The 16,291-nt window shown below is 43.1% G+C and carries 18 protein-coding genes; 14 read left to right on the forward strand and 4 right to left on the reverse strand.

Features of this window, described 5'->3' with window-relative positions; genetic code table 11:
* The first annotated feature begins 76 nt into the window (after window positions 1-76).
* From E6139_RS01870 to E6139_RS01880, 3 genes are all read left to right on the forward strand, one after another.
* Window positions 77-820 (forward strand): DeoR/GlpR family DNA-binding transcription regulator, encoded by a 744-nt coding sequence (locus E6139_RS01870; protein WP_316401346.1) that lies wholly within the window; start codon window positions 77-79, stop codon window positions 818-820.
* An 89-nt stretch (window positions 821-909) separates the two neighbouring features.
* Complete coding sequence (locus E6139_RS01875; RefSeq protein ID WP_316401347.1) at window positions 910-1,206, forward strand: GNAT family N-acetyltransferase; 297 nt, start codon at window positions 910-912, stop codon at window positions 1,204-1,206.
* Window positions 1,207-1,335: a hypothetical protein gene (locus E6139_RS01880; RefSeq protein ID WP_316401348.1), complete on the forward strand. Its 129-nt coding sequence runs from the start codon at window positions 1,207-1,209 to the stop codon at window positions 1,333-1,335. It begins immediately after the preceding gene.
* 17 nt (window positions 1,336-1,352) lie between these two features.
* Here the strand turns inward: E6139_RS01880 and E6139_RS01885 are convergent, their stop codons facing one another.
* Both E6139_RS01885 and E6139_RS01890 read right to left on the reverse strand, forming a co-directional pair.
* Window positions 1,353-1,610, reverse strand: a complete 258-nt coding sequence (locus E6139_RS01885) for a Txe/YoeB family addiction module toxin (RefSeq protein WP_316401349.1) — start codon at window positions 1,608-1,610, stop codon at window positions 1,353-1,355.
* A complete protein-coding gene (locus tag E6139_RS01890) occupies window positions 1,603-1,872 on the reverse strand; it encodes a type II toxin-antitoxin system Phd/YefM family antitoxin (RefSeq protein ID WP_316401559.1) in 270 nt (89 codons plus the stop codon). The genes E6139_RS01885 and E6139_RS01890 overlap by 8 nt, the downstream gene beginning before the upstream one ends.
* 178 nt (window positions 1,873-2,050) lie before the next feature.
* Between E6139_RS01890 and E6139_RS01895 the strand changes: the two genes are divergently transcribed.
* The 6 genes from E6139_RS01895 to arcC all read left to right on the forward strand — a co-directional run bounded on the left by E6139_RS01895 (window position 2,051) and on the right by arcC (window position 9,733).
* Window positions 2,051-2,518: a VOC family protein gene (locus tag E6139_RS01895; RefSeq protein WP_316401350.1), complete on the forward strand. Its 468-nt coding sequence runs from the start codon at window positions 2,051-2,053 to the stop codon at window positions 2,516-2,518.
* Window positions 2,519-2,668: 150 nt separating this feature from the next.
* Window positions 2,669-5,098 (forward strand): glycyl radical protein, encoded by a 2,430-nt coding sequence (locus E6139_RS01900; RefSeq protein ID WP_316401351.1) that lies wholly within the window; start codon window positions 2,669-2,671, stop codon window positions 5,096-5,098.
* Window positions 5,099-5,288: 190 nt separating this feature from the next.
* Entirely contained in the window at window positions 5,289-6,662 is a 1,374-nt protein-coding gene (locus tag E6139_RS01905) for an APC family permease (RefSeq protein ID WP_316401352.1), read from the forward strand.
* A gap of 23 nt (window positions 6,663-6,685) precedes the next feature.
* Complete coding sequence (aguA, locus tag E6139_RS01910; RefSeq protein WP_316401353.1) at window positions 6,686-7,780, forward strand: agmatine deiminase; 1,095 nt, start codon at window positions 6,686-6,688, stop codon at window positions 7,778-7,780.
* A gap of 7 nt (window positions 7,781-7,787) precedes the next feature.
* Entirely contained in the window at window positions 7,788-8,798 is a 1,011-nt protein-coding gene (gene ptcA, locus E6139_RS01915; RefSeq protein ID WP_316401354.1) for a putrescine carbamoyltransferase, read from the forward strand.
* Between the two features lie 11 nt (window positions 8,799-8,809).
* Window positions 8,810-9,733: a carbamate kinase gene (gene arcC, locus E6139_RS01920; protein WP_316401355.1), complete on the forward strand. Its 924-nt coding sequence runs from the start codon at window positions 8,810-8,812 to the stop codon at window positions 9,731-9,733.
* Here arcC and E6139_RS01925 read toward each other — a convergent pair.
* Window positions 9,720-10,499 (reverse strand): MurR/RpiR family transcriptional regulator, encoded by a 780-nt coding sequence (locus E6139_RS01925; protein ID WP_316401356.1) that lies wholly within the window; start codon window positions 10,497-10,499, stop codon window positions 9,720-9,722. The two genes, arcC and E6139_RS01925, sit on opposite strands and share 14 nt — an antisense overlap.
* A gap of 87 nt (window positions 10,500-10,586) precedes the next feature.
* Here E6139_RS01925 and argF point away from each other — a divergent pair, with 87 nt between their 5' ends.
* The 3 genes from argF (at window position 10,587) to E6139_RS01940 (ending at window position 13,724) form a co-directional block, all read left to right on the forward strand.
* Window positions 10,587-11,639 (forward strand): ornithine carbamoyltransferase, encoded by a 1,053-nt coding sequence (gene argF / locus E6139_RS01930; RefSeq protein ID WP_316401357.1) that lies wholly within the window; start codon window positions 10,587-10,589, stop codon window positions 11,637-11,639.
* 17 nt (window positions 11,640-11,656) lie between these two features.
* Window positions 11,657-13,033: an APC family permease gene (locus tag E6139_RS01935; protein ID WP_316401358.1), complete on the forward strand. Its 1,377-nt coding sequence runs from the start codon at window positions 11,657-11,659 to the stop codon at window positions 13,031-13,033.
* A 160-nt stretch (window positions 13,034-13,193) separates the two neighbouring features.
* Window positions 13,194-13,724, forward strand: a complete 531-nt coding sequence (locus tag E6139_RS01940; RefSeq protein WP_316401359.1) for a 5' nucleotidase, NT5C type — start codon at window positions 13,194-13,196, stop codon at window positions 13,722-13,724.
* Between the two features lie 50 nt (window positions 13,725-13,774).
* Here the strand turns inward: E6139_RS01940 and E6139_RS01945 are convergent, their stop codons facing one another.
* Window positions 13,775-14,629 carry a hypothetical protein gene (locus E6139_RS01945; protein ID WP_316401360.1) on the reverse strand — a complete coding sequence of 285 codons (855 nt, stop codon included), beginning with the start codon at window positions 14,627-14,629 and terminating at the stop codon, window positions 13,775-13,777.
* A gap of 148 nt (window positions 14,630-14,777) precedes the next feature.
* On the opposite strand from E6139_RS01945, the gene E6139_RS01950 reads away from it, so the two are divergent.
* Together E6139_RS01950 and E6139_RS01955 are read left to right on the forward strand one after the other, a co-directional pair.
* On the forward strand, window positions 14,778-15,146 hold the full coding sequence (locus E6139_RS01950) for a MoaF-related domain-containing protein (protein ID WP_316401361.1): 369 nt from the start codon (window positions 14,778-14,780) through the stop codon (window positions 15,144-15,146).
* Window positions 15,147-15,492: 346 nt separating this feature from the next.
* The gene (locus E6139_RS01955) at window positions 15,493-16,245 is read left to right on the forward strand and encodes a DeoR/GlpR family DNA-binding transcription regulator (RefSeq protein WP_316401362.1); all 753 of its coding nucleotides are present in this window, start codon (window positions 15,493-15,495) and stop codon (window positions 16,243-16,245) included.
* The last annotated feature ends 46 nt before the right edge of the window (window positions 16,246-16,291 follow it).

Consider the following 16,291-nt stretch of genomic DNA (forward strand, 5'->3'; position numbering starts at 1 on the left):
ATGCAAATAAAGTTGTTCGTATTGTTAAAATATGATAGTCTGATAGAAATGATAGAATATGGAGGGAGAAGAGCCTATGTCTAGAGAAGAAGAGATTCTTGCGATTGTCAGCAAGAAGAAAAAAATCGAAGTAAACGAGCTTTCCGAATTGCTGAATGTTTCGAAAGTAACTATTCGGAAAGATTTAGATAAATTAGAGGCCCGCGGGTTGTTACATCGCCAGCATGGTTATGCCTTGCTGAACAATATGGATGATATCAATTACCGCTTGGCACAGAATTATGATTTGAAACGTAAAATCGCTTTGGAAGCCAGCAAGATCGTCAATGATGGCGAAGTGATCATGATCGAATCCGGCTCCACTTGTGCATTGCTAGCCGAGGAATTGGCCTTCAATCGAAGTGACATCACGATCATTACAAATTCTTGTTTCATCGCTTCTTACGTTCGTAAAGCCGAATCGGTCAAAGTCATCTTAATCGGCGGCGAATACCAGAAGGAATCGCAGGTTAATGTCGGACCATTAGTCAAACAGGTTATCAGTGAGTTTTACGTTGATAAATTATTTGTCGGGATCGACGGTTTTGATCAGCGCCGCGGATTTACCGGCAGTGATATCACCCGCTGCGATACAACTCGGATGTTGGCGACCGCTGCCGAGCAAACGATTGTTTTGACTGATTCCAGCAAGTTCTCGCAAAATGGTGTAGTTTCAGAGTTCGCATTCAATGAGATTAGTAAAGTATTTACCGATGGGATGATCAACAAAGAGGCGCTGGAATTTTTGCAGAAAGAAGAAATTGATGTTTTTACCGTGTAAAGAATAGGTGATCAGTCAGAAAATAGTCTGGTTGATTTTTTTTTACTATCGGATGATATACTAGAAGAAAAGCTGAGGGATGGATTTAGATGGAGATTCGTCATGTTCAAGAAAGGGATCAAGCGTTTTGTTTCACGCTGGATCATTATTTGCCGGAAGACCAATTAAGGCAAAAAGTTCGGGACAAGATGGGTTATGTTTTGTTGGTGGAAGGTGAGCCGGTGGGCTTGCTGAGGTACAACCTTTTCTGGGATGGGCACCCATTCTGCACGATGCTATATGTGGCAGATTCTTGTCAGGGGAAAGGTTATGGTAAAACCTTAATGGAGTTCTGGGAAAGGGAAATGCAGCAGCTGGGATACAAAATGCTCATGACGTCGACTTAGGTGGATGAAGATGCCCAGCACTTTTATCGTAAGCTGGGGTATCAGGATTCGGGAAGCTTGTTGATCACTATTCCAGAGTATCAGCAGCCGATGGAAATGTTTTTGATTAAAGGGATTGAAGACAAGTAGCGAAATACTTGGCTTTTTTAGTAGTGATCTTTAGCGGAATAAATGAAAATCGTATCTTCTTCAACATTGTAGATGAGGCGATGTTCGTCACTGATCCGGCGAGACCATTTCCCTGTGAGTTCAAACTTCAGCGGCTCAGGTTTTCCTATTCCGGAAAAAGGGTTTCGTTCAATATCTTTGATCAAGCGATTGATCTTTTTGATATTGGTTTTATTTCCGTGTTCATGCCAGTACATATAATCATCCCATGCAGCATCTGACCAAGCTTTATTCATCGGCTTCATCCTCGATTAAATCGTGTGACGTAAACGTTCCTTGTTGAAATTGCCGATCACCTTTTTGGATTTTTTCCATTAAGTAAGAGTTTGAAAGGATTCTCAGTGTTTCCTGCATGTTGTCATAATCACGCTTTGACATGACAACAACGGTTTCATCGACATTTTTACTTGTTACGATCAATGCCTCAGCATCATCGTTGACTTGCTTCATGTAGCTTTTCAAATTTTGACGAAAAGTTGAGTAAGCGACTGCTTCCATCATTTTGCCCCCTTTCTAATAAGATACGAAAAAATTTAGCTATGTAATGGGAAAGTTTTTATATATTAACTGTACAATATTTTGTACGAAAAATCAAAATATACTTTTCTTTATTATATGTTTCCGCTTCCATTTACTAATTGCTATAATGAATAAAAATGGTTTTACGGAGGTAAGAATGAACTTTAAAGGTAGCTTGGTTGCAGTACAAGACATCGAAAAGTCAAAGGAATTTTATCAGACTGTTTTAGGTCTGGAAGTGATGGCAGATTTGGGTGTTCATGTTCAATTGACTGGAGGCATGTTTCTACAGACGGTCAATACATGGGCAGAATTTATTCATAAGAAGGAAGACGAGGTCATTCTTGAGAATAATGCCAGCGAGCTGTATTTTGAAGTCGATGACATGGATGAGTTCATAAAATTTTTGGATAATCGGTCCGATATTGATTACATCCATCCAGTAGTGGAGCATAGCTGGGGACAGCGAGCGGTGCGCTTCTATGATTTGGATAAGCATATTATTGAGGTGGCTGAGGATATCGTGATGGTAGTCAAACGCTTCATTGACTCTGGTATGACGATTGAGGAAACGGCGGAGCGTACGAGTGTTGAGCCTAAATATATCCAAGACATTTTAGACTAGCTATAATCATTCGAGATATTGCACATTCGTGCAGTATCTTTTTTACTTTGATTTCGTTTGGAATTCTATTGACTGTATTTCTATTCACATGCTAATATATTTACGAAAGAAAATATATTTAGTTACGAATGAAAAACGGAGGGTGTAATCATGAGTATCCAAACGAAAGAACAAAATGTGCCGTATTTTGGAAAATTAACCAATCGAATGAATCATTTCCGCGAAGCTGTTTTGACGAAAAAGCCATACATCGATGCGGAGCGGGCATTACTGGCGACAGAGGCTTATCAGGAGCATAAAGATCAACCGAGTACAGTAAAGCGGGCATTGATGCTGCAAAATATTTTGGAAAAAATGTCGATTTATATTGAAGAGGATACCTTGATCGTTGGGAATCAGGCTTCATCGAATCGCGATGCACCGATCTTTCCAGAATACACAATGGAATTTGTCTTGAATGAACTGGATTTGTTTGAAAAACGTGATGGCGATGTCTTTTACAATACAGAAAAGACCAAAGAAGATCTACGTTCGATCGCGCCATTCTGGGAGAATAATAATTTACGGGCTAAAGGCTGGGCGTTGTTACCGGACGAAGTCAGTGTCTTCATGGAGACAGGATTTTTCGGAATGGAAGGTAAACTGAATTCAGGCGATGCTCATTTGGCAGTTGATTATGGTCAGATGCTGCGGATTGGTTTGAAGGGCTATAAGGAACGGACACTGAAGGAAAAAGCGGCGCTGGATTTGACGATTCCTGAAAGTTTAGATAAGTATCAATTTTACAAAGCAGTCTTGATCGTGATCGACGCGGTGAAAACTTTCGCGGAACGTTTCTCGGCATTGGCGAAGGAAAAAGCTGAAACGGCAAATCCGCAACGACGAACTGAGTTATTAGAAATCAGCCGAATTTGCGGCAAGGTTCCATATGAACCGGCGGAAACCTTCCAAGAAGCGATCCAAGCAACGTGGTTCATTCAATTACTTTTACAAATCGAGTCTAACGGACATTCATTGTCATACGGCCGTTTCGATCAATATATGTATCCATATTTGAAGGCGGACTTGGAAAAGGGCAACATCACAGAAGACAAAGCGGTAGAGCTGTTGACCAATCTTTGGATTAAAACCCTGACGGTCAATAAAGTCCGTAGTCAATCTCATACCCTCAGCAGTGCGGGTAGTCCACTTTATCAAAATGTTACGATCGGCGGACAAACCCGTGATAAAAAAGACGCGGTCAATGAGTTATCTTATTTAGTCTTACGAAGTGTCGCTCAAACGAAATTGCCACAGCCGAATTTGACGGTTCGTTACCATGCTGGGTTAGACAATCGTTTCATGAATGAATGCATCGAAGTCATGAAGCTTGGTTTCGGGATGCCGGCCTTTAACAATGATGAGATCATTATTCCATCATTCATTAAGGTTGGTGTGACGGAAGAGGATGCATATGATTACAGCGCCATCGGCTGTGTGGAAACGGCGGTACCGGGCAAGTGGGGTTATCGTTGTACCGGGATGAGCTACATGAATTTCCCGAAAATTCTGATGATCGCTATGAACAATGGAATCGATCCGGTTTCCGGCAAACGATTTGTCAAAGGGTACGGACATTTCAAAGATATGAAATCCTATGCTGAGTTACAGGACGCTTGGGATAAAACTGTTCGGGAACTGACACGAATGAGTGTCATTGTCGAAAACGCCATTGACCTTGGTTTGGAGCGTGAGGTGCCGGACATACTGTGTTCAGCCTTGACCGAAGATTGTATCGGACGCGGGAAAACCCTAAAAGAGGGCGGCGCAGTTTATGATTTCATTTCCGGCCTGCAAGTCGGTATTGCCAATATGGCAGACTCTTTAGCTGCAATCAAGCAGCTGGTCTTTGAAGAAGAAAAAGTAACACCAGAAGAATTGTGGGAAGCATTGATGACTGATTATGGCAGTGAACGCAGCCAAGAAATCCAACAGATGATCCTAAATGATGTGCCAAAATATGGGAATGATGATGATTCTGTCGACCAGCTGATCACTGAAGCGTATGACAGCTATATTGATGAGATCGCCAAATATCCAAACACTCGTTATGGACGAGGACCGATCGGCGGCATTCGCTATTCAGGAACCTCTTCGATTTCAGCGAACGTTGGTCAGGGGCGAGCAACGATGGCGACACCAGATGGCCGAAACGCTTGGGTACCATTGGCAGAAGGCTGTTCACCATCCCATAATATGGATAAAAACGGACCGACCGCCGTGTTGAAATCTGTTTCGAAATTAAGTACTGAAGATATCTTGGGTGGAGTCCTGCTGAATCAAAAGGTCAACCCGCAAACCCTAGCCAAAGAAGAGGACAAACAAAAATTGATCATGCTGCTGCGGGCTTTCTTCAATAAGCTGCACGGTTATCATATTCAATACAATGTCGTTTCAAGAGAAACCTTGATTGATGCACAGCAACATCCGGAAAAACACCGCGACTTGATCGTTCGGGTGGCAGGCTACTCAGCCTTCTTCAATGTATTATCGAAGGCAACACAGGATGATATTATTGAACGGACAGAGCATGTGATCTAAATAGATTGATGGACTTGGAGGATTTAATCCTCTAGGTCTTTTTTTGTTTCATAATCGTTACACAACCTGAAACACTCCCCAATAATCGTTTCACTGATACATTCGTTTCCAACTATATAGACGCGATAAAGGTTCGGATGCTAAGCTAAAAGTGTAATTAAAAGCGCTTACATAAAGAAAGGAGGATTCGATGGAAGCGAAAAAGAAGTTGGGTTTCTTTTCAATTTTGGCTCTGGCCTTTTCATCGGTATTTTCGCTGGAGTTGATCTCGTCTCAGGCAAAATTGGGCCCCTCGTTGATTTTTAATTTCATTTTTATTGGCTGTACTTATTTCTTATCCCATGGTCTGATCTGTGCCGAGTTGGGTTCAACGTATCCGGATCAGGGCGGCATCTATGTCTGGGTCAAGCGAGCATTTGGCGACAAATGGGCAGCACGCACGACTTGGTGGTATTGGTTGAATGTCGCGGGATTTATTCCGGCAACGGCGGTAGTCATGGTCTCGATATTGAAGGAGATGTTCTTACCTAATTTGTCAGTATGGGGAATCGTGGCGATCTGTATCATCTGTGTTTGGTTCGTCGTAATTTTTAATTGTATCGATTTGCAGAAAGCTAAGTGGCTACCGATCATCAGTTCCATCAGCAAGGTATTAGTAACATTGGTTTTGATCATTGGCGGGCTGTATTTCAGTTTTACCCAGGGCTTGCAGCATTCATTCGCGGAGGGGGCTTGGCTGCCGGAAATGAACCTTGATTTTGTAGTGTTGATTCCGGTCTATGTATACAGTGTGACGGGGTTTGATTTGATCAGTTGTTCGGCGGGAGAATTAGAAAATCCGAGTAAAAATGTTCCCAAGACTGTTTTTCTAAGCGGCTTCTTCACTATTATTTTTTATATTTTAGCAGCTTCAGCGATTCTTTTAGTCTTACCATCAAATGCCATTAGTGAAACGTCGGGATTGTTCGATACGGTCGTTGCCATGTTTGGCAGCAAGTGGTTGGTTAACTTAATCGGAAAGGTTACCTTTGTCGGCTTTTTAGGCTATGTCTTTGGTTGGGCGCTGGGCGGAAACAAAGTAGCACTTGAAGCTGGCGAAAGCGGAGAGCTGCCGAAGTTTTTTGCCAAAACTAATCGTGCCTATGCACCAGTCGGCTCAGCAGTATTGCTTGGTATCGTTTCGACTGGTTTACTGATTTTTTACGGAATTACCGCAAGCACCAGCGAGAATCTATTTTGGACCTTGCTGGCATTTACTTCCATTATCTTTTTCTTACCATATATCGTTCTAAGCTTTACTTTTTTGAAATTGCGAAAAATGTATCCGGAGATCAAACGACCGTTTAAGGTACCCTTTGGGAAAAAAACGGCTTATTTGGTTGCCATCGTTCACTGTGCCTTCTTAGTTTTCGGCAGTATTTCCTTCTTGATTCCACCAGAAGGAGACGATCCAAAGGTCTATGTAATCAGCTTGACCGTGGGCTTGATTTTATCGATCGGCTGCGGCGAAGGCTTGATTCACATGGCAATGAAACAGCAAAAAGCATCAGTCATTGATGCATAAAAATAAAAAGGAGTGTTAAAAAAATGGCAAAAAGACTTGCTTCGACACCAAAAAAGGACGGCTATCGGATGCCGGGAGAGTATGAACCTCACAAACAGATTTGGATGATTTGGCCAGAGCGGCCGGATAATTGGCAGCACGGCGGAACGGATGCACAAAAAGCCTTCACCGATGTGGCAAATGCCATCAGCAAATTTACCCCAGTGACGATGTGTGTGTCTGCTAGACAATATGAAAATTGCCGTAATACCTTGCCAGATAACATTCGAGTGGTTGAAGTAGCGAATGATGATGCCTGGATGCGGGATTGCGGTCCGACTTTTGTGGTGAATGATCAAGGGGATGTCCGGGCAGTTGATTGGGATTTCAACGCTTGGGGCGGACTGGTTGACGGCTTGTATTTCCCATGGGCAGAGGATCAAAAATTGGCGCAAAAGGTTTGCGAGATCGAATACATCGATACCTATCATACACCTGATTTTGTCCTAGAGGGCGGTTCGATCCATGTGGATGGCGAGGGAACGGTGATGGTCACGGAAATGTGTCTATTGTCAGAAGGTCGGAATCCCCATATGAATAAAGAAGAAATCGAAAATATGCTGAAGGAATATTTGAATTGCGAAAAAGTCCTGTGGATCAAGAACGGGATTGACCCAGAAGAAACCAATGGACACGTGGACGATGTGGCGTGTTTTGTTCGCCCGGGAGAAGCAGCATGTATTTACACGGACGATGAAAATCATCCTTTTTATGAAGTGGCGAAGGAAACCTATGACTATCTCAGCAGTCAAACCGATGCTAAAGGACGGCAGCTGAAAGTTCATAAGCTTTGCACGACGATTGATCCAGTGACTTATGGGGAAGAGTACGAGGTTGACACTGTGGCAGGCAGTATTCCAAGACATGCGGATGACATTTGTATTACTTCCTATATGAACTTCCTGATCACGAATGGCGCGATCATCGCACCGCAATACGGGGATAAGAATGATGCGTTGGCCTTAGAGCAGTTACAGGAGATGTTCCCTGACTATGAAATCGTCGGTGTGCAGACAAGACAGGTAGTCTACGGCGGCGGGAATATCCACTGTATCACCCAACAACAGCCAAAAGGATAGGAGCGGAATGATGAGACATTTTATCGATACCAATGAATTCAGCAAAAAGGAACTGATGGACATTATCAATCTGTCCTTATTGATCAAAGATTGTGTGAAAAAGGGCTATTATCCGCCCTTGCTGCGGCGTAAAACTTTAGGAATGATCTTCCAGCAAAGCTCAACCCGCACACGCGTTTCCTTTGAAACCGCGATGGAGCAGCTAGGTGGGCACGCTCAGTATTTAGGACCAGGCATGATCCAGTTAGGCGGACATGAAACGATTGAGGATACCGGCAGAGTACTTTCCCGCTTGGTCGATATTGTGATGGCTCGGGTAGTTGAGCATCAAACAGTGGTTGATTTGGCCGAAGCGGCGACTGTGCCAATCATCAATGCCATGAGTGATTACAATCATCCGACGCAGGAAATCGGAGATCTCTGTACGATCGCGGAAAATCTGCCTGAAGGAAAAACATTGGAAGACTGCAAAGTCACCTTCGTGGGAGATGCGACACAAGTTTGTGCATCATTAGGCTTTATTACCACCAAATTAGGAATGCACTTCGTTCATTATGGACCGAAGGGTTTTCAGTTAAATGAAGACCATCAAGTAATTCTGGAGAAAAATGTGCAGGAAAACGGCGGTAGCTGGTTAGTGACGGATGATCCAGAACAAGCCTTGCCGGGAACAGATTTTGTTTATACCGATGTTTGGTATGGACTTTATGAGAGTGAATTGTCTGAGGAAGAACGGAATCGGATATTTATGCCGAAGTACCAAGTCAATCGCGGCTTGTTGGCGCAATGTAGTTTAGGTGGGAAGTTCCTGCATTGCTTACCGGCAACAAGAGGAGAAGAAGTAACCGATGAAGTGTTGGATTCTGCGATTTCTTTGGCCTTCGATGAAGCAGAAAATCGGTTGACGGCAATGCGTGGTTTGCTGGTGTATTTGACGAAATACCAAAAGGATGGCAGTGAATATGAACAGCTGGCTGCCAAAGAAAAATTAGATGACTTTTTAGAAGCATTGGAATAGGCGGGATCGAGATGGCAAAAATCGTAGTAGCGTTAGGCGGCAATGCCCTAGGAAATTCTGCTAACGAACAATTATCACGCGCACAATTAGCGGCGAAATCGATTGCCGATCTGATCATACAAGGGCACAAAGTAGTGATCGCTCATGGCAATGGTCCACAGGTTGGTCAGATTCGTGTGGCTTTTGAAAAAAGCGGTGAAAAGGAAGTCATGCCTTTAGCGGAATGTATCGCCATGAGTCAGGGCTATATCGGCTATCACTTACAGCAGGCAATCGATGAAGAACTGGTTAGTCGTGGCGTTGAGAATGTACCAGTCATTTCAATGCTGACGCAGGTCGTGGTTGATGCAGAAGATCCGGCGTTTCAGCAGCCAGCAAAACCAATTGGCGGCTATTTTACCGAAGAGGCCGCCAAGAAACTGATGGCAGAAACGGGCATCCGCTATCAGGAGGATGCGGGAAGAGGTTGGCGCAGGGTAGTCCCGTCGCCTAAACCGATCGATATATATGAGAAGATCAGCCTGCAGGCTTTAGTCGACGCCGGGCAAGTCGTGATCGCCTGCGGAGGCGGCGGAATCCCAGTCGTTTATCGCGGAACCAGATATGAAGGGGTCGATGCAGTAATCGACAAAGATTTTGCGGCGGCGAAAATGGCGACACTGATCGAAGCGGATGTTTTTGTGATCCTAACGGCTGTCGATTATGTCTATGTGAATTTCGGCAAGGAAAATCAGCAGGCACTAAAAGAGGTTCGTTTGGCAGAGGTGGAGCAGTATATCGCGGAAAACCAATTTCCAGCCGGCAGCATGCTGCCGAAAGTCGAGGCTGCCTGTGAATTTGTTAAAAGCGGCAAAGAAAAAACTGCCATTATTGCCAATCTCGAGCAGGTCGCTCAGGCAATCACAGCAGAAACGGGAACGATTATTCGTTCGTAAGGGAACGCTTCAGGCGTTTATAAAGGATCAGTTCAACGATCGCGATCATGGAGATCCGCGAGGTCATATCCAAGCTGTCATAGACGATTTCATCCGTGAAAATGTAAAAATCGATGTCGCATAAATTTTGTACAACATTAGTAACGGCGCGAGTGAAGGAGACGATCGTTGCTTGAGACGACTGTCGGACTAATTCGATCGTCTCAATAATCGCTGGGCTGTCTCCTGTGTAATCAAAAATAAAGAGAATATCATTATCCTGGATGTTATGGATTGCATTCCTAGTAGCTGCTTTGTCTGGAAGCAAGACAGAACGAAAGCCCTGAGCGGTAAACAGCCAGTCGATGTAATGCAAAGCCTGCAAATCAAGTTCCGCCCCGATCAAATAAATCACTGGATCATTATCCAATAGCTGATTAAAGGTCTCCATCCGTTCTCGGTCAGCCACACGGATGGATTCCATGATATTTTTCAAATATTCTTCGCGATAATCTTTCTGCTTCACAGAGTGAGGAATCTCCTGTGGTGCTTCAGTGGTATTTGACAGACTGTCAACGAAATCACTGTAGCCCTCAAAGCCTAACTTTTTAGTGAAACGGAAAATAGTCGCTGAAGATACGAAGCATTTTTTAGCCAGTTGCCGAATACTGTAATGTTTGGCTTCATCAAAATTTTTCAAGACATATTGAAAGATTCGCTTTTCCGATTCGTTGAGGTGCGAGATATTTTGATTGGCCGCGGAGTAAAAATTTTTCGTTTCTGTCAAAAAACCACCTACTTTCTTATTAATTTTATTATAACCTAATTTTCTACAATTAATCGATTCAATTTGACTAACTGGAGGTCTAACATAATGAAATTGTCACATGATAAAAACTACCCAACCAAACATTTTTTGGACAACTACGATCTTTCGAAAGAGGAGATCCAAGATATTTTAAGTACGATCGTGCAATTAAAGGAAGCCGCTTATCAAAATGCGGTTCCGCAATTACTGAAGGGCGCGACCTTAGCGATGATTTTTGAGGAACCTTCGACGCGCACGCGGGTATCCTTCGAAACAGCGATGACCGAATTAGGCGGGCACGCGCTTTATTTGAAGCCTGGGGAGATCCACTTTGGTTCGCATGAGGCCATCAAAGATACGGCTCAGGTGTTATCCAGCATGTGTGATGGCATCATGCTGCGGACAGAAGATCACGAGCTGGTGCTGAATTTGGCGAAGCATGCGACTGTTCCTGTGTTCAACGCCATGACTTATTACATTCATCCGACACAAGGGTTGGCGGATGTGCTGACGATGATGGAGCACTTGCCGCAAGGAAAAACGTTGGATGACATCGAGATCGTCTTTGTCGGTGACTCAGGTGAGAACGGCATCATGTCAATGGAGCATGCTCATCTGGCGGCATCGTTAGGCTTGAAATACACGATCGCCTCACCAAAGAAGTATTCCATCAGCCAAGCGGAAATTGATAAGGTCAATCAGAAAATGGCGCTGACTGGTGGAACGTTGACCGTTACAGAAGACGTGGAAGAGGCTGTGAAAAAAGCGGACTTTATCATTCCAGATGTCTGGTATTATTATGGATATGAGGATGAAAAAGAGGAGCGCACCGAAGCCTTTTATCCCCGCTATCAATTGAACATGGATATGCTGAACATGGCGCCGGAGCACTGCAAAGCGATGCATTGTCTGCCGGCCAACCGTGAGGTGGAAATTACCAGCGAAGTCCTGGATCACCCGACCCGATCACTGGTCTTCCAAGAAGCGGAGAACAGGCTGCACGTTCAAAGAGGATTGTTGGCGTGGTATTTGTATCCACGCTTAAAACGGGCGGACAAGCAAACGAAAATTTACTATGAAGGAAAAATGCGCGCCTTCCTTGATCAAAGATTGAGCTAGAAAGGAGATCGACAGTAATGGAAAATGTAAAAAAGCTTGGCTTTATTGACATTGTTTCACTCTCGTTTGCGGCGGTTTTCTCCCTTGAATTGATCGCTTCGCAAGCGTCGATGGGACCGTCACTGATTTTCTGTTTTATTGTTCTAGGTGTCACTTTCTTCCTTTCCCACGGACTAATCTGTGCTGAACTCGGTTCGACCTATCCCGATCAAGGCGGGATCTATGTCTGGATTAAACGTGCTTATGGCGATCGCTGGGCAGCACGGACGACGTGGTGGTACTGGATCAATGTGGCTGGTTTTATCCCATCAACGTTAGTGGTAATGGGTTCGATTCTGCAAATGCTGTTCTTCCCGAATCTTTCCGTTTGGGGAATGGTCATCTTCTGTATTGTGTGTACCTGGTTTATTGTGGCCTTCAATTGTATTGATCTGCAGGATGCCAAATGGCTGACGATGATCAGTACGATCTGTAAATTGATTGCTTGTTTAGCCTTGATCGTCGGAGCGGTCATGACGTTGACTTCGAAAGGTTCACAGACCGAGTTTTCATTGAAAACGATCATTCCTAGTTTTGATCTAGGGTTCTTTTCACTCGTTCCAGTTTACGTCTATGCCCTGACCGGTTATGACTTAATCAGCTGTTCGGCTGGTGAGATGGAGAATCCGAGTAAAAATGTACCGAAAGCCGTATTTTCGAGTGGGATTTGTACGATCGTCTTGTATATTATTGCTGCTGTATCAATGCTGATTATTTTACCAGTCGATCAAATTGATCCTGATTCTGGCTTGTTCACGGCCTTCGGGAATGTTTTCGGCACCCAAGTAATGGTTGGCGTAGCGATCATTTCCTTTATTGCCTTTCTAGGTTATATTTTCAGCTGGGCTTTAGGTGGAAATAAAGCGGCATTGGAAGCTGGTCTGGAAGGGGAACTGCCGAAGATTTTTGCGAAAACCAATAAGGTCCATGCGCCAATCGGTTCAGCTATTCTTTTAGGATTGTCTTCGACAGCACTGTTAGTCTTTTACGGCTTGATTGCTTCTAGCAATGCAAACTTATTCTGGACACTGCTTTCCTTCACATCGATTATTTTCTTTTTACCATATATCGTACTTTCCTTCGCCTTTGTTACCTTGCGGAAGAAAGACCCGACAATCGAGCGGCCGTTCCGGATCCCGGGCGGCGATGGTGTTGGAAAATTTGTCGCAGGCGTGCAATTTGTCTTCTTTGCCTTTAGTACGATCTTCTTCTTTTTACCACCAGAAGGAGAGAATCCTGTCTCTTATGTGTTGTTTTTAGTTGTCGGAGTAGGGTTGGCCATAGCAGTAGGCGAGTGGCTGATAGATAAGTCGATTAAGGAGCGAACGCTGAGAGAAGCAGAAACAAGTGAATAGAATTCAAAAGAAAACGGGTCGTTTATTGATCGGTTTTCTTTTTTTCGGACAAAGTAGTTTTCGAGAATTACTACAATAAAGAAGGCACAAGAGGAGAACTTTTTAGTATAATGAGCATTAATGGTGAGTGAAGTTTTGAGATTTTTAGGAGGAATAAAATATGGTTCGAATCGCAGTTGACATGGATGAGGTCATTGCAGACTTTACAGCTAAACTGTTGAGTATTTACAACAAAAAATACGGAACAAGCTATACCGAGAAAGACTTGGTGGGCAAAAATTTGCGAGATGTTCATCCTGAACATGCGGAATATATTAGAAAAGTGATTCAACAGAGTGATTACTTTGCTGATCTGCCTCTGATGAAGGGTGCTAGGGAAGCGCTGGAGAAGCTATCAGAGAAGCATGAAATATTTATTACCACGGCAGCGATGGATTTCCCAACATCTTTCAATGCAAAATATGCTTGGTTGAGAGAAAACTTCCCGTTCATTTCCGACAGAAATTATGTTTTTTGCGGGGACAAATCAATCATTTCCGCGGATTACTTGATTGACGACCATTTGCGACATTTGAAAAAATTCAAGGGTCAGGGAATTCTATTTACCGCGTACCATAATATTAATGATTCCTATGAAATGAGAATGGATAGCTGGGAAGAAATCTACAACTATTTTGAAAGTAATTATTAATACAAATAAAGCTTGAGAAACGGATTCGACTTCGCTTCTCAAGCATTTCTTTATATGGAAGAGTAGAGGTAAGTCAGCCATTCAGAGTCCTTGCGACGATTATCAAACGGAAGATAGCCGTTGTATTTATAGATATAATCGATTTTCCAACCGCCAGTTTTCGTTCGTTTATCGTGAAGTAGCTGCAATAACTCAGACGCACGTGGATCATCTCCGCTCTGGCTTTTCTGAATGATATACACCAAATCTGTTAGTGAAAGAACATAGCTTTGAGGAAACATACTCTCGGTAATATGCGGACTGATGGGCTGATCGTTGGATAATCTACGATACATTTTGTGTTGCAGCATGTAGTCAACACCACGACGAATCATTTCATTCACTTTATCATCAGCGGGATCAACTTTATCTTGATAGGTTAATAAAGTCCGAACTGTTTTACCGATGCCGATATAACAAGGAACATTCTTCATACAGCCGCCATATTTACAAATCCCCTTATGAGGCCAAGTTGTTTTTTCTTGGCGATCAAAGACTTGATATTGCTTAATCCAATTCAGCGCGTTTTGTGCTTCTCCTGATTTTCCTAGACCAAGCAGGCAATAGGCTTCCAAGAGCATCGCGTTGTAGCACGGAACGATCTCTTCCATTTTTCCAGTGAAGGAAAAGCCTTCCGATGTAGCTAAGTGTTGATTCACAAAAGCGATCAATTCTTGGGTTAGAGGCAATTGTTCGGCATAAGGGATTTCGGTCGAGCCAACCAAAGCAAAAATCTTTCCTAACGGTTTCAAATCGGTTAGTTCAGAATACCTTTGAACGATTTCTGATTGGTTAAAGTATTCGAAGGGGTCTTCAATCGGTTCCTCTTGCTCAACTTTGATGCGTAATTCTAATGCACGATCCATCGCGTTCCCGCCTTTATTGTCTGTTTACAAGTATTATCTCAAAACTGGGAAGAAAAGGAAGTTATTTTCTTACAAATAGTGCAATTTATTCTTAAAAACTGTATGGTAGAGGGAGTAGAAAATAACCTAGAATTAGGAAGGTGCATTGATGAAAAAACATCCATTAGAAGGCCGAATAGCCAAAATTTTATTTAATTCAGGACTGCAGTTTCGCATTGATTTTTTGCCAGAGAATCAATTGCGCTGGACCTCGATCCGTGAAGAAGATGCAGGCGCAACAGCTGTTGAGACGATTCATATCGAAGAATATCCAGGCGGGATTTTTTCAATTGACTGGGTAGAAGAGGATGGTTTGTGTGTCTCTTATACCGTGGATACTGCCAATAATTACGTGAAAAGCTTTATGACCTTTACGGATAGCGACTATCGTGGTGGCCGCAGACCCTTTGTTCATGAAGGGCCATTTCAGCTTATTTTAGAAAATGGCGAACCTGATTTGGAGCCGCTGCACAACTAGATCTGCACTATCAAATCCGATCATTCATTCAGATGATCGGATTTTCAATTACAGATGATTATTAGTCTAGCATTTATCAAGCGGCTGCCATCTTCTGATTATGAGCCCGTTCAAGCACCTGAGATTTCGTTGACTAATTTCTCTGAAGGGTTAGAAAATTTTATAGTGAGATTTGGCTAGCGGTGAGAGGGAAAGATAGCACAAAATTTTAGTTAGCTTGAACCTAGAACATTACTAATGTTCTTAGGTTCTTTTTGTTTCTATTTGTTTAATGTTAGATAATGCAAACTATCCCTAGTACATTTACTAAAAATTTGATACGCTAGGTAAGAAAAGAGGCGATGAAATGTTAAAAACGGATCGATTTCAAGCAATCATGTCGTTATTGGAAGTAAGTGGAACGGTGCGGGTCAGCGATATTATGGACAAGCTGTCGGTTTCAGATATGACGGTACGGCGTGATTTGGACGAATTAGAAAAACAAGGGTTATTGGAGCGGGTACACGGCGGTGCGAAATTGAAGGATTTCTATCGTCATGTTGAGCTTTCACATACGGAAAAGCAAATTATGCTGCAGGAGGAAAAACAACGCATCGTAGAAAAAGCTAATGAGCTGATCAATGATGGGGATACACTTTTTCTTGGACCAGGGACTACTATCGAGTTGTTGGCACAGATCATCAGAGCGGATTCACTGAGAATCGTGACCAATTGTCTGCCAGTGTTTGAGGAATTGAACAAACATAAGGGGAATCGAAAAATCTATCTTTTGGGTGGAGAGCTCAGGGAAACAACACAATGTTTCGTTGGCGAGATCACCAATAAATCCCTGAAAGATATGAATTTCCATAAAGCCTTTTTCAGCTGCAATGCTTTAAATGAACAAAAAATCATGACTTCGACCTTTGAAGAAGGGCAGACCCAGCAAATTGCGTTAAACAATTCCGTTGAACGCTTCCTACTGATCGATCATTCTAAGATCGGTAAAAGAGACTTCTCGGTTTATTATAACTTGAGTGAGGTGACCGCGGTTATCACGGATAAAGACGAACAGAAGCATTATGAAAAGATTGAAAAAGAAGACAAATACTTAGTTTAATAATCGATCCGGAAATCTCATAATAGTGGTTCCGGATCTTTTTGTA

Source organism: Enterococcus sp. (assembly GCF_032555305.1).
Taxonomy (GTDB): Bacteria; Bacillota; Bacilli; order Lactobacillales; family Enterococcaceae; genus Enterococcus_A.

Excerpts from the sequence above, each read along its gene's own strand:
- E6139_RS01870 (WP_316401346.1), top strand. The coding sequence starts at position 77 with ATGTCTAGAGAAGAAGAGATTCTTGCGATTGTCAGCAAGAAGAAAAAA.
- E6139_RS01875 (WP_316401347.1), top strand. The coding sequence starts at position 910 with ATGGAGATTCGTCATGTTCAAGAAAGGGATCAAGCGTTTTGTTTCACG.
- E6139_RS01885 (WP_316401349.1), bottom strand. The coding sequence starts at position 1,610 with ATGAATAAAGCTTGGTCAGATGCTGCATGGGATGATTATATGTACTGG.
- E6139_RS01890 (WP_316401559.1), bottom strand. The coding sequence starts at position 1,872 with ATGGAAGCAGTCGCTTACTCAACTTTTCGTCAAAATTTGAAAAGCTAC.
- E6139_RS01895 (WP_316401350.1), top strand. The coding sequence starts at position 2,051 with ATGAACTTTAAAGGTAGCTTGGTTGCAGTACAAGACATCGAAAAGTCA.
- E6139_RS01900 (WP_316401351.1), top strand. The coding sequence starts at position 2,669 with ATGAGTATCCAAACGAAAGAACAAAATGTGCCGTATTTTGGAAAATTA.
- E6139_RS01905 (WP_316401352.1), top strand. The coding sequence starts at position 5,289 with ATGGAAGCGAAAAAGAAGTTGGGTTTCTTTTCAATTTTGGCTCTGGCC.
- aguA (WP_316401353.1), top strand. The coding sequence starts at position 6,686 with ATGGCAAAAAGACTTGCTTCGACACCAAAAAAGGACGGCTATCGGATG.
- ptcA (WP_316401354.1), top strand. The coding sequence starts at position 7,788 with ATGATGAGACATTTTATCGATACCAATGAATTCAGCAAAAAGGAACTG.
- arcC (WP_316401355.1), top strand. The coding sequence starts at position 8,810 with ATGGCAAAAATCGTAGTAGCGTTAGGCGGCAATGCCCTAGGAAATTCT.
- argF (WP_316401357.1), top strand. The coding sequence starts at position 10,587 with ATGAAATTGTCACATGATAAAAACTACCCAACCAAACATTTTTTGGAC.
- E6139_RS01935 (WP_316401358.1), top strand. The coding sequence starts at position 11,657 with ATGGAAAATGTAAAAAAGCTTGGCTTTATTGACATTGTTTCACTCTCG.
- E6139_RS01940 (WP_316401359.1), top strand. The coding sequence starts at position 13,194 with ATGGTTCGAATCGCAGTTGACATGGATGAGGTCATTGCAGACTTTACA.
- E6139_RS01945 (WP_316401360.1), bottom strand. The coding sequence starts at position 14,629 with ATGGATCGTGCATTAGAATTACGCATCAAAGTTGAGCAAGAGGAACCG.
- E6139_RS01950 (WP_316401361.1), top strand. The coding sequence starts at position 14,778 with ATGAAAAAACATCCATTAGAAGGCCGAATAGCCAAAATTTTATTTAAT.
- E6139_RS01955 (WP_316401362.1), top strand. The coding sequence starts at position 15,493 with ATGTTAAAAACGGATCGATTTCAAGCAATCATGTCGTTATTGGAAGTA.